Origin of the sequence: Paraglaciecola mesophila KMM 241, from assembly GCF_000315015.1 — a bacterium.
GTDB lineage: Bacteria > Pseudomonadota > Gammaproteobacteria > Enterobacterales > Alteromonadaceae > Paraglaciecola > Paraglaciecola mesophila.
Genome location: NZ_BAEP01000004.1, coordinates 127,453 through 140,997 on the forward strand (window position 1 = coordinate 127,453; position 13,545 = coordinate 140,997).

The 13,545-nt window shown below is 46.7% G+C and carries 6 protein-coding genes; 1 reads left to right on the forward strand and 5 read right to left on the reverse strand.

The window, feature by feature from the left end:
* Window positions 1-3 precede the first annotated feature (3 nt).
* Entirely contained in the window at window positions 4-1,728 is a 1,725-nt protein-coding gene (locus tag GMES_RS01045; protein ID WP_006990685.1) for a purine-cytosine permease family protein, read from the reverse strand.
* A gap of 510 nt (window positions 1,729-2,238) precedes the next feature.
* Window positions 2,239-4,671, reverse strand: coding sequence for an alkaline phosphatase D family protein (locus GMES_RS01050; RefSeq protein WP_006990686.1), 2,433 nt, complete (start codon window positions 4,669-4,671; stop codon window positions 2,239-2,241).
* A 246-nt stretch (window positions 4,672-4,917) separates the two neighbouring features.
* Between GMES_RS01050 and GMES_RS01055 the strand changes: the two genes are divergently transcribed.
* Window positions 4,918-6,831: a DNA topoisomerase III gene (locus tag GMES_RS01055; protein WP_006990687.1), complete on the forward strand. Its 1,914-nt coding sequence runs from the start codon at window positions 4,918-4,920 to the stop codon at window positions 6,829-6,831.
* A gap of 9 nt (window positions 6,832-6,840) precedes the next feature.
* On the opposite strand, the gene GMES_RS01060 is transcribed toward GMES_RS01055, so the two are convergent.
* The 3 genes from GMES_RS01060 to GMES_RS01070 all read right to left on the reverse strand — a co-directional run bounded on the left by GMES_RS01060 (window position 6,841) and on the right by GMES_RS01070 (window position 13,190).
* The gene (locus tag GMES_RS01060; RefSeq protein ID WP_006990688.1) at window positions 6,841-9,294 is read right to left on the reverse strand and encodes a PQQ-binding-like beta-propeller repeat protein; all 2,454 of its coding nucleotides are present in this window, start codon (window positions 9,292-9,294) and stop codon (window positions 6,841-6,843) included.
* A 65-nt stretch (window positions 9,295-9,359) separates the two neighbouring features.
* Complete coding sequence (locus GMES_RS01065) at window positions 9,360-10,409, reverse strand: VOC family protein (RefSeq protein WP_006990689.1); 1,050 nt, start codon at window positions 10,407-10,409, stop codon at window positions 9,360-9,362.
* A 291-nt stretch (window positions 10,410-10,700) separates the two neighbouring features.
* Window positions 10,701-13,190, reverse strand: a complete 2,490-nt coding sequence (locus GMES_RS01070) for a TonB-dependent receptor (RefSeq protein WP_006990690.1) — start codon at window positions 13,188-13,190, stop codon at window positions 10,701-10,703.
* Window positions 13,191-13,545: the final 355 nt, after the last annotated feature.

The following is a 13,545-nucleotide window of genomic DNA, read 5'->3' on the forward strand; positions in this document are numbered from 1 at the left end:
GTCCTAAACGTTGGCGCCGACAGCTATTTTTTTACGCTGCATGGCCCAATAAGCGGTGAAAAAGTAAATAAGTGTGCAAGCGAAACCGACATTGAAAAACATGTCCCTGTTCACTTCGTAGCCAGAAAGGTCAGCACTAAAAAACATGGTGTTGCACGCCAAAGCAAACGTAACAACTAAGCTGGCAATCGATATCACACGTAACGACTTGGTTAATTTTGATATATGTATAACAGGGTCAGGTTCGTTTCGAGCTTGCTCTTCTTGGTGAAGCTCCACACTTTGATTGAACGCTTCCATTTTTGCTTGCTCTTCTGGGTACTCTTCAGCCGCGCCATGACGTTTCGCCATAACGGTATATACAAAGATGGTGAAGAACCACGTTGGTATAAACAGATAGTAGAAAGACAAAATATCCAACGCATTTAAGCCAAAACCAAACGCTAAACCCAAGCCCCAAGCCACAACAGCTGGTCTGCTATGTGTTAGCTGACGATATGCCACCCAGTAACGCGTATAACCAATACGCGGGAAGATAAAATGCTCAGCGAACACGATTGCCCCCACTGGCACCACCAATAAACCGGCATAGGTCAACAAAGGCAAAAGCTTGGTAAACACGAAAGGAAAACATGCCACACACACAGTGACTAAACCTACGGTTAAGGTCGTTTTGGTACGTGAATGGTCTTTAAAAATGGCTTGAGCAGCCAAGCCAGCACGATACAGGTTCGCGTTCGCCGTAGTCCAACCCGCAACAATAACAATCACTAAACCGGATAAACCTAATGCATGGTATGCCACGTCACCTGGATCTAATTCCACAATCGATTTTTGCACGATAACAGCTGTGCCTGCGCCCATGATACCGGCAGAAATCCACGCGATATAGTGACCAAATAACATGCCGGCCGAGGTACACACACCGTACGAACGCTTGCGGGCGTAGCGTAAAATAGCCATATCAATTAAACCGAAGTGGGTGATTGTGTTGGCAGCCCAAGAAAAGCCAATGACTTCTAGCAAGCCAATACCAGGCTCACCATTGGCATCTAGCCCCGTCCATACGGAAATACTGCCTATGTGCATAAAATCAGACCAACTACTGAGTCCGGTTTGGCCGATAACAGAGTCCGCCAAAGCTGGCATCAAAATTAATGGGCCACTCACAAACATTACAAGCAACCATGGCGCACAAATGCCAGAGAAATTAGATACTGCGGTAAAACCATACATAGCCACCAACACCACGATAACCCCAACCGCCAAGACGATAGCCACAAACCAAGCATTGGTGGGGTACCAATTGAGCTGAGCTGGAATATCAAAAGCGAATCGCACTGCTGTCGCCGAAACGGTGATCATGGCGGCGGATATAACAGTAAAAATAATAACGTTCGCCCAATTGTAGAGCTTAGTCATTGAGTCACCGGCAATTTTTTGCAGGTAAGTGTATAGGCTTAATCGAGTTTCAACCGCGATGGGCGTAGTAATAAAGGTCCAGCTTAGTACCGCTAGAATATTACCGATTAACAAGCCCAGTAAAATGTCGGTCATGGTGGCGCCAAGAGCCACAAACGTTGCGCCGAATACGAATTCCGTCGCGGCAACATGCTCACCAGCGTACAGACCTAAAAAGTGGGTCCAACCTTTTAATTTGTGTTTAGGAATAGGAAGCTGTTCTTCGCTAATATTCCCGATACTGCTGTTATGCGTTTGAGACGTCATATTGTTTATCCAACCTGCTGTCGATTTCTGTCAGCGCGAAACTCAAATAGCGAGTAGAGCGTTAGTAAGTACTAAGGCCTAGATGTGATTTGCTTCGAACAATAATGCCGAACGCACTCAGGCAATAAACCAGTACCAAATTCTCAATTGGGCATATGCCCCAATGGCGGGCATATTCCCAAAATTGAGTAGCAGTTGTCAACTCTTTGTTAATGACGTGAGCACAGTTAAATATTGGACAATTCTTAAACGATACACATGCCAAAGCCACGAGATAACGATCGAAAACTAACAAAATAGCTATATTTTTCATAAAGATGGCTATGAAAATTCAAAGTGAAATAGCACACAGGCGAGCACTAAAGTAAATGTTTTGTAAATAAATAAAGTGGGTAAATGATGTATTTATGTACAAAAAGTTCTAACGAAAAATACCAGAGGTGAATAAAAGTTAACGATTGAGGACGCAAAAGAGTCGTGCCTTTTCAAAAGACACGACAACAATTTTGCTTAGCGCAGCTGATTCATACCACGGTTTTCATCTTTGTGAATGGTCACCGGCCAGCCGTCATATTGGTTTGTTGCTTTATTATCAGTCACATCAATCAAGAATTTGTAGGCTTCTAAGGTATATGTTTGTTTTTCGATATCAAACGTGATCATACCAAAACCACTGCCCTTTTCATGCGCTTGCACATAGCGGTTGGCCGATTTCCCTACCAGCGGGTTCGCGACGGCGTAAACGTACATTTTATTGCCGAACGCATCCAGATATTCGCCCGTATTAGCTAAGCCATGCTCGGGGCGATTTTTAACGTCGAAACCTACCGCATCGGGCTTCCACCAGCGCGGCCAACCTGCAGCAATAGCTGGGCTACAAAATGCCCAATTACTGTCCCGTTGATTATGCACGCCATATTGCGACAGTGTACCTAAATGCGTATCACCACATATATGTAACGCTGCAGACTCGCGCATAATATCGATGGCATTGTTTCTTGCCGAGGCCGGCCAACCACTGCTATCAAAGTCGTACTTCAAATAACGGTCAGGCCGCGGTTGATGTGTCGCAATGCCTGCAAATACCGTTTGGCTCAGCACCGCTTTAAGTTTATGGCCGCGCCAATCCTGGCCCCATTGCTTTAAATATTCCTCTTGACGTTGACCTAACAAGGCTAAGTCCGGACCATCAAAATCAGGGTTAACATAACCAGGTGCTTCATTTTGCCCCGTTGCCCCCACTACAACGCCAATTCCCTCAGGCGCACTCTTCCATTGGCGGTCAGCTAATATCGCAAATCCTACATCACCGTAGATCAAGCTTCCATAGTAGCTACTAATACCGCTTGGATTTGGCGTTGTATCAAATCCTGTTGGGTGATGCGCCGTATTCGTTTTATGTACCACGTTAACCATAGACACAGGTTGAATATAGCCCCCCAAAATACTCGCTGACGGGTCACGTTCAATGTGTTGCATAGGTGCACCGCCCTCACCCCATAAATTACCTTGTAATACATCGTGGTCATCCGGTAGACACACAGTGGGTCGATCGCGCATTATCTCTCTGAATGACCAACCAAATTGATAGTACATGCGCAAATAGTTCAGTGTTGCACGCTGCGCTGGCGCCCTAACATAACCAAACCCACCGTGATGTTCGTATAGCTGATCGCCGGAGAAAAACACTAAATCTGGGTTAAGCTTTTGTAGATTTTCAGCCACCGGAGCATAGGGAAACGCATAGTCGTTTTGGCAGGTCAATGATGCCATACGCAAAGGCCGACCTTTGGGATCCGCTTGAATGGTGCCAGAATATATGTCTGTGGTGTGTGAGCCATCTTTGAGTAATTGATTATATACCACTCGAAACTCCGCACTTTGGCTTTCATCCCAGTTTTCGTGGGTGAAGCTCGCTAATGATGCAGCGGGATCAATTTGGCTGTGCCCCAATGACGCCCACTGACCACGGCGCTTAACTTGAAGCTCAACGCTTTGATTATCTTTTGCACCCAAAGGCCCCAGTAAGGCACTGAGTTTGAGCACAAATCCTTTTTCACTTTGGGAATCGCTCAAGGTATACATAGTCCACAAAATGGGTCCGAAGCGCTGCTCTGGTAAATATTCGAACGCGCTCCCCGCCATACGCCAGTCACTAAAACGGTAGCGGCTACCGTTGTGCTCCTTTGCATCGCTTTGAAAATCAGTTGCTGGCAAAGCAAAGTTACTCACAAGAGCTACGTTGCCGAGCACTTCATCTGCTGATACCAGCAACGAATGCTCCACAAGTAAACGTTGATTTTCTGCAAGATGCACCTCTACGTCGAGTAACATTGCGCCGACCTGCGGCTTACCCATAATGATTAAGTCCACTGGTTTATCAGCAATATCAATTTTCAGAGGTATTCGCTCGCTGCCAACAATTAAGGTGTTTTTAATCACACCAACATCATATCCTTCGCGCACAAAACAATTACTGCGGTATTCATTCAGCTCGCTGCGCACGCCTAGGCGCACACCGCCACCACCGTCGTTTTCATTTGGCGCTAGACTTTGCAAGCGTACACGTATTTCAAAGCTACCTTGTTTATGTTTTAACTGATGCGTTAGCGAATGAACACTGCGATTGCCACCAGGATTAATACAATGAGCATGGCCTTCCTTTACCTGCCAATCTTCCATCGGGTTAGCCCAAAACTCACCACCGAGCCAAACACGATCATGGGTTTGCTGCCAATTATCCTGCATTTGGGTAACATGGCTAGCGTCAGTATTTACCGCCAATTCTGCGAGTGCGGTATCTGCTTTTTGATTTCGCAACGAGCGAGCGCAGCCTGAACTTGCTGCAAGCACTCCAGCTCCTACACCGGCTCCGACAAATTTAAGTGCCGCCCGGCGCGACATAAGTTTTGGTTGCGTGCTTTTACCATTACTGCATTTCATCTGCGCTCACTTTGAAAATTGTTTATTGTTAACATTAATTATACAAAGGCGAAAACAAAAAACCACTTCTTTTTGGTATTTATGAATACGGTTTCCCTTGCGCGCGCCCTGTCTCAACTAGGCGCATTTTGAAATTGTTAAAGCGACATGGCGTTGAGAAACAAATCGCTCTAGCTACACCGAAGTAAAATTAATTGCTACACTACTGTTTTTACATACAGCTTCATTACCTTAAGCACCATTTTCATGATCCTATATATAGCGGAAAAGCCCAGTTTAGGCCGCGCAATAGCGCAAGGCTTCAGCGGCCCACAACAGAAACAAGACGGTTATATTCAGCTTGCAAATGGCGGCTGCGTAACTTGGTGTATAGGTCATTTGCTTGAACAAGCAGAGCCCGACAAATACGACCCAGCTTATGCAAAATGGGCGCTACAGCATTTACCCATTGTCCCCCAAGACTGGATATTGGTTCCCAAAAAAGGCACCAGTAAACAGTTATCAGTGATAAAGCGTTTATTGAAAACAGCCACCAAGGTGATTAATGCTGGCGATCCAGACCGCGAGGGCCAGTTACTGGTCGACGAAGTCATCACCTACTGCAAGGTAAAACGCGATATTATCGATAACGCTGGGCGCTTGCTTATCAACGATTTAAACTTAAATGCGGTTAAAAAGTCGCTAACGAATATTCGCCCGAATCGCGAATTTACCGGCTTGTCTATTTCTGCCCTTGCACGCTCAAGAGCAGATTGGCTATATGGGCTTAACTTAACCCGTGCTTACACTCTACTCGGCCAGCGCGGCGGGTACTCAGGAGTGCTGTCGGTCGGCCGAGTACAAACTCCAGTACTTGGTTTAGTCGTCAGGCGGGATGCAGAAATAGCCCAGTTTGAGTCGAAGCCCTTCTATGAAGTCATGGCGACACTCGCCACTCAAACCGAACAAGCACCGCAAACGTTCACAGCAAAATGGCAGCCAAGTGCAGCTTGCGAGCCTTATCAGGATGAAGAAGGTCGCGTGATTGTTAAGAAACTCGCAGAAACCGTGGTCAATAAAACCCGGGGCCAGCCGGGGATAGTCGAATCATACACAGTGAAAGACAAGCAAAGTCCGCCGCCCCTGCCCTATAACCTGTCGGCGCTGCAAATCGATGCGTCGAAACGCTTTAACTTGTCACCTAAGGCAGTATTGAATGTGTGCCAGTCGTTGTACGAGCGTCACCAATTAATTACCTACCCTCGTTCTGATTCGCGTTATTTACCCGTGGAGCATTTCAAGGATGCTCAAAACGTATTAAGTGCGATAAAAGCCAATGCTCCTGACCAGAAAAGCGCTGTGGACAATGCCAATAGCAAGCTCAAGTCAAAAGCCTGGAACGACAGCAAAGTAGATGCTCACCATGCGATTATTCCCACCTCCCGCAACAAGGCTATATCAAGCTTAAGTGGTGATGAGGCGAAAATTTATCAATTGATTGCGACCCAATACATCATGCAGTTTTATGGCCCCCATAAATATCAAGAGCAGACCGCAGTCGTCAGCATCGCCGGAGGCACTTTTATAGCCAAAGCAAAAGCCACCACAGATAAAGGGTGGTTGGTATTAACAAAGCAGAGTGAAGCTAAGCACGAGCCTGCTCTGCCCTCTTTGGTAAAAGGCCAAGTGCTCGATTGTATTGATTCTCAGTTAGTGGAAAAGCAAACCACGCCACCTAAGCATTTTACCGAAGCAACCTTACTTGCCGCTATGACAGGCATCGCCCGCTATGTGCAGGACGCTAACATCAAGAAAATTCTTAAAGACACGGACGGTTTAGGCACAGAGGCAACCAGAGCCTCGATTATTGATTTATTGTTTAAGCGCCAATTTATGCAAAAAAATGGCAAGGAAATACACGCCACATCCACGGGCAAGGCGCTGATAAATGCCCTGCCCAGCGAATCAACCCAGCCCGATATGACCGCCATTTGGGAAGCAAATTTGGATAAAATATCTCAGCGGCAAATGCGCTATCAAGATTTTATGCAACCGCTTACGCGCACCATTGGCGAGTTAATCAACGCTAGTCAGCGCATCGATACCAGTCAGTTTGCAGGCCTTGCCTCAACCAAACCTGCGTACAAAAAGAAATGGCGCAAGAAGAAAAAGGCTAGTTAGTACCACTGACTAATCTTCCAGCGCGTAAGCGATAACATAGCCCCCTTTGCCATCCCGTGGACTGCGTGAATCTGCGTAAGTGTTGGTCTCTGGATCTCTTGGATAAGTCCAACTGGGATTGGGCACAGTCACCACGATATATTGTTTGCCCGTTTTGTTTGACTGATAACTCATAGGGGTGGATTGGCCGTGACCTGGCAAAGTATCGTGCCACTTGATTTCCCCCGTGCGCACATCATAGGCGCGCACCGTGGCATCCATTGTGGAACTAATAAAGGTCAGACCGCCGCGAGTGGTCAAGGTGCCCGCTCTTACCGCTACGCCCACTTCTATGGGTAACCCTGAACGAATACCAAATGGCCCTGTGTGCTGCATACTGCCTAAGGGGCGGCTCCAAAGTAGTTCTTTGGTGTTGAGATCCATTACGGCGATGCGCGCCCAAGGCGGCTCAAAACAAGGCACGCGTGTGCCCAGCTTAGACATAAACGGTTCTGGCCAACCGTAATATTTAATACGCATGTGATCGTATGGATCATTCGGGTCTGCCTCGCGTGACTCAGGCATAGGTGCATTAAGGTCCATCCTAACCGCTGGGTGATTTGGGCCCAGTAGATATTGCGCAATTGGCCCTGCCTTTGCCACTTGTTCTGGGGTCACCATATTGAGTCTATGAGCCAACATCTGCGGCGCAGCAATAAGTAAACCGTTGTCGGCGTCAACTGACACGCTGCCCCAGTTAAAGCCTCCGAAATTACCTGGTGCTAACATAGTGCCGCCTATTAACAGTGGGCCATCAGCAGAGGGCGGTGTAAACATGCCTTCGTAATTCATGATCTTATATTCAACTCGGCACAGAAGTTGGTCTATTGGGGTTAAACCCCACATGTCCTCTTCATGCCTAAAGGGATGAAAGTTAGGTAGCGGGGAAAACGGTTGCGTGGCAGAAAGCCGCTCCCCATATAATTCACTTTGGGGAACCGGCCGCTCTTCAATGGGATGCACTGGCGTACCGTCACGTCTATCAAGCAAGAATATATCGCCCATTTTTGTAGGAACCGCCACTGAGGGCACCATTTCACCGTCTCGCTCTACATCCACCAATACAGGCTGAGCGGGCAAGTCATAATCCCACACGTCATGATGCACCGTTTGGTATTTCCAGCGCGGCTCGCCAGTCGCTCCATCTAGCGCAACAATGGCCGATGACCAACCATCGTCATAGTCACGCCTGACGCCGCCCCAATAATCCGGTGAGGCATTACCTGTTGGCGCATAGATAAGATCAAGCTCCGGGTCGTAACTCATAATCGTCCACACATTGGGTGTGCCTGGCGTGTATATTTCGCCTTCTTTGGGTTCGCCATAATAGCCAGGGTTGCCCAAGTCCCATGCCCAGACGAATTCCCCTGTGATAGCACTAAATGCCCTAACCACACCTGAGGGTAAGCCGAGATCTTGGGTATCTGCCACCAGCCCACCAACAACGGCTACATCATCAGCAATCAGCGGCGGCGAGGTCACGTAATACTCTCCTAATTCGTGTAAGCCCAAACCATGGGTTAAATCCACTGCGCCGTTTTCGCCAAAATCTGTGCATAGAGCACCAGTAACAGCATCCACCGCAATCAATCTTGCATCTACAGTGCCAACTAAAATTCGTGTTGGGCATTGCCCGACGTAATCCGTTGGCGCCTCGTGATAACTGACACCACGGCACGTTTCTGCATATTGATTGCTACCAGAAGGGATCGCTTCGGGGTCGTAGCGCCATGCCTCTTCACCGTTATCACTGTTAACTGCCATCAATACATTGGATGCGCCGCAGATATAAAGAAGATCGTTCACTTGTAGCGGGGTCATCTTGAACGTCTTCTCGACACCCGTTCTATAGCGCCATACCTCTTTTAATTTACCCACAGTATCAGTGTTTATCTGTTCTAATTGGGCGAAGCGGCTACCGCCGTCTGTGTTGCCGTAATTTTGCCAATCCGTGACATCAGCGGTGTCAGGTAGCGGGCGCATAGTACCAGTGCCGTTATGCTCATAGCCCTGAAAAACACTCAACAGTAAAACAGCGGAATTAAGGCCGATGGGTAACGCTATCCATTTGCGATTAACAGTCCGGTTCATGTCAGCAGGTTTTAGGCTTGCGCGGTACCAAGGCGTAATAAACCATAAGCCCAGCACAAGCCAAGTGGCGACCCTAGGCAAAAATGCCAACCAATATAAATCTGACTCATAGGTTGCCCAAACAAGCGTAACCAACAGTAAGCCTGCATATAGTTTGTAGGCTAAGGTGTTGCCTTTAATCATGTAGACAGCGCTGGCAATAAGAGCAATGCCTGCAGCCACATAATAAAAACTGCCACCCAATAACGCCAAGTAGCCCCCGGCCAAAGTCAAAAACACGCCAATGAATAAAAACAAAACCACCATTAGCCAGTGTGCGATACGAGAAATCATGCTGTGTATTTTCTCCTAAGGATAGATCGGTAATACTTAAAATGCCGAGCGTTGGTCATAGCTGGTTAAATTCCGTTATCTGCAAATTGCTGTGAAGAGTAAGGTGAACCGTCTGCAGATTTTTGAAAGCCTAATAGGTTGCCGTCTAGGTCTCGCCCATACAGTATGTAACCGCCGTCCATGGGGCGTGCATCACTCACCATCGTGCCGCCCGCTTCTAGCAACAAAGCTTTAGCCGCCGCCAAATCCGTCACATCAAACACGACAGAGTTGTAGCCTAATGCATCAAAGGGGCGCGGCGCATTCAATGGCGTTGGCTGAGGAGAATGGTACTGGATGATCTCTAATTCTAAATTACGTATTTGAAACCAAGCCATTTCTATTGCGGCATCTTTTTGGCCTGCTATTTTGTCGAGCTTTTCACCCGACAGTTTTATTAAACTCCCCGCTCGACGAGGATCTTTGGTTTCAAGCAAGTGGGAGTAGAAATCCACGCTGCGATCCATGTCGGTGGTAGCTAAAGACACATGGCGAATACGATATTCATTTTTTGGGGGTGTGGGTAACTCTAACGCTTGTACATCTACGTGCTCTACTTCGAACAAGATGTGATCAGGGTCATGAGCGTAGGCATAATAAACAGGGTTTTTAGGGTTTAGATGGATCATTTCTGGGTCGCCAATAGGCGTCGCGCCATTTGCTAAAAAGGTTTCATAGGTGTGAGTATGCTTAGCGACCTGATAACACACATGGGCAATGCCAGGGCCATATACCTCAAGATGTGGTGTATTTGCCGCTTTGGCGTCGGGTTGCGCAAATTCCGTCAATTTAAGCTGGGCATTTACGCTTGTTAGTAAGCGGCTTTTCGCTTTTGCGCCATCTCTACCGACCAAGCTATTCACAACCGGATGACTGTCAATTTGCGTGATATCCGAGGGAGTTAAATCTGCTGCTTTTTGGTACAACACTGACGAGCGCTCTAAGTTGCTCACCGTCATGCCTACGTAATCCACACCGCGTACGACTGGGTTTTCAACCCGGCTTGGCTCAGCTGAGAACCATGAACAACCAGCCAGAGTGAGCACCGACAATAAACCTAACGATAATCTAACCACGAGTTTCTTCCTTTGTATTAAGACAACGGCGTCTTTCGTAGGATAATTACATATCCTACATTGATAAAATGCTTAAATTCATCGCGCGCCTATGCATCAAATGAATAGAGCGCGCGTAAAAAACAACGGTAGAACACACAATAGTACGATTAGGATTAACCGCTACCGAACAGTGGTAATGTTGCACCTGGGCCCAATTTACGCGCTGCAATGCAGGGCTTTTTAAAGGCTCGTATTAGGGGCCCTCATTAAAAAATATCGTAAAGCCCCTGTTCTATTGCTATTCACTGCTTAGTTAAAATGATACGTCGCGCGCACCCCATAAGTGCGCGGGTCTAAATACAGCGGCGTACGGTAACGACCTACCAGCGAGTTCGCTACGCTAGAGCCCGTGATCGAGGCTTCATCAGAAGCGTTTTTCACAAACACTTCAAACTCCCACACATCGTCCATGTCCCTTAGGGTCACGCTGACATCGGTTTGCTGCCAACCCTCTTGCTTATCTGAGGGTACGTTGTATAAACGGCTGTAGAATTCATCTTGCCAAAAGGTTTGCGCCCGGTAGGCGATTTCCCAATTACTGCTGATTTCATGGGTGTACTGGATGCCAAATTGCACGGATTTTTCGGGAGAGAACGTCAGCGTTTTACCGTTTAAATTTACAGGGTCTGAGCCTGAGGGATCGGCAATGTCCGGTGAAGTGAAAAAGTCTTCGTTAATTTCTGAGTCTAATAAGGCCAAATTCAGATTGATGCGCAAACCATCCATTGGTAACGCCAAAAACTCAAACTCAGCACCAGCAACGTCCGCATCAACATTGGTATTAAAGGTTGCACCGTCTCCTAAAATTCCCCCTACCTGTAAACCATCGTATTGGTACATAAATACAGTGACATTGGCCTGCAGTGAACGCTTAGCAAAGGTGTTTTTGGTCCCGACTTCTAAGGCGTTGATATATTCGGGGTCAAAAGTTGGGAACGCTGAATCACTGGCCCCAGGGTTAATGCCACCGCCTTTATAACCACGCGATAAAGTACCGAAAAATAATGTTTCATCCGTCATGTCTAGGTTTGGGCTGTAGCTTAGGCCGATTTTACCGGTGAACTCCTCCCAAGCCCCCTCGCCATCTACATAACTGTTGTTAATATCAAATCTTGGGTCTAAAAAGGAAAGAGGCGAAATCGCTCGGGTCACGACTTCTTTGTCATCTTCGGTATAACGCAGCCCCATGGTTAAGGTTAAGTCTTCACTTATGTCGTAATACGCTTCGGTGAATATGGCCCAAGACGTGGTTGCAATATCTGGCGTATCGAAGTTGAACAGTGCTAGTTCGTCGGGTAAGCCCAACGCGCCAGCAATTGCGGTCATTTCAGGTTGATAGAATTTCCCGTAAGACTCAGCATCATACTGTAAATAAAACACCCCAGCGGTATAGTTAAATGGGCCGTCTTTAAAAGATGCAATGCGCAACTCTTGGCTCCACTGTTCACTTTCAGATTCACTGGAGCGCGCCGTGCTATAACGAGTAGTAGGCTCTGTTCTCCCCTCGGGCAACAGCAAACTTTGAGGAATAAATAACGCGTCTGCACCATCGGCGTTATCAAAATCAGCAAATGCTTGTGACGAGCGATCATGGTATGCCGTGACAGAAGTAAAAACGTGTTCGCCAAAGTCGTAGTTAAACTCAAATGAAATAAGCAAGTCTTCGACATCAAACCTAGGTTGATAGTCTTGACGTACTTTTCGAGGATCGCTGGGATTCACTCGCGCCGAACCATCTAAGTTGGTGTTATAAAAGTCTGAGCGCGTGGCAAAACCAAGCGCCGCTAACGTGGGGGCCAAAGCGCCGTTAGCTAAAGAACCGTCGGTAAAATCTGAATTCGGATACTGACTTGATACAGTGGCGTTATCACAGCCTAGTACAGGATCAGAGGTACACAACACGCCTGTGCGCGGTGCACGATCACTATTTTCTTTAAAATATTGTGCGAATAAAAAGCCATTGGCATTTTCGCTAAAATCAAACGTGGTGGAGCTGCGAATTGAAAACTGATCTCGCCCGTCAATGCTGTCAAAACCCACATTCGGTGCCACATTTTCAGTATAACCATCACGTTTCACAGTATTAAATGCAAAGCGCTGGAGCACAGCATCACTTAAAGGAATATTCACGTACCCCTTGGTTCTTAAACCGTTAAAGCTGGCAATTTCCGTAGTTAGTGCCGCTTCGAATACATCCGTTGGTTTGCGCGTAATCGAGTTGAGCACCCCAGCTGTGGTATTGCGCCCGAACAATGTCCCTTGGGGGCCGCGCAATAGTTCAATCGACTCAAGATCATAAAACTCATTCTGAATGGTATTAGCGGTGACATACACGCCGTTGATATGCACCCCTAAGCCAGGATCCGCAGTAGCTGAAATGGCGTTATCGCCCACTCCCCGCACGTTATAGCCTGCGTTATTAGATACCATTGCATTGGGTACGGCATATTGAATGTCTTGAGCATCTTCAATGTCTTGATCGTCAAGCATCGCACGGCTAAATGCGCTAATCGCAATAGGAGTTTCTTGCAAAGACGTAACACGTTTTTGTGCTGTGACTTCGATGATCTCTAATTCTGTAGGCACTTTGTGTGCTTGTGTTTGTTCTTCAACCGCCTGCGCTACAGCTGAGGTGGCAAAGGGAATAGCGAACAAAACGCCAAGGGTTTCGCGGGTTATGTGGCTTTTTTGAGTTGTACCGATTGTTTGAGGCTCGTGTGTATTGTTGAGTTTTAACATGCTTAGACTGTCCTTTTTTAGGCTCTTTTTTTATGTAAGTACTTAACGTTAACGCTCAAAACGCCTAGCACTATTAAACAAAAATTCAATAAACGCCAAGTTATTGACTTTATGTTCAATAGTCAATATTAACATGTAAATTAATTGTTTGAATTTAATTTCACAGTGAAAGAGAACTGAATAAAATTACTTTAAATACAATTAGTTACAATAACAAAACTAATAGAATTTACTAAACTTAGTATTCAACATAATGACAATAAATAGATAGAAATCAGTAAAAAATACAGAACTCTACCTATTCCTGCTATATTATTTTGCCAGTGATAGCCGTCCCTACTGAGAAGTTAACATA